Below are 286 nucleotides of genomic sequence, written 5' to 3'. Positions count from 1 at the left end.
GTCCAGCCCCAGCTTGCGGCCATCCGAGGTGATTTGGAGCATATTATCCACCGACGGGTCCACACTGCCTCTGTGTACTTCGGAAGCGCGCTCGGAGAGTGCCTTCACCATTTCCTGCTGATGCTCGGTAGGCTGAGCCACGATGTTGTGGTATTCTACCTCCGGGGTAGGCAGGTACAGCTGGTCGGCGGTTTTGATGTCCGCCACCTCTTTGAACAGGTTCATTAGCTCCGGCAGGTTAAAGAACTTGGAGAATCTGGTGCGCGCCCGATAGCCGGTTCCCTCC

The 286-nt window shown here is 57.7% G+C and carries 1 pseudogene; it reads right to left on the bottom strand.

Annotated features, from left to right (window positions below):
- Positions 1–286 (bottom strand): annotated as a pseudogene (locus tag P0G09_RS20695) (helicase); the annotation flags it as partial.

This window comes from Faecalibacterium sp. DFI.5.82, assembly GCF_029076575.1.
Classification (GTDB): domain Bacteria; phylum Bacillota; class Clostridia; order Oscillospirales; family Ruminococcaceae; genus Faecalibacterium; species Faecalibacterium duncaniae.
Note: the sequence above shows the minus strand (reverse complement) of the source record. Positions and strands in the feature narration are given on the sequence as shown.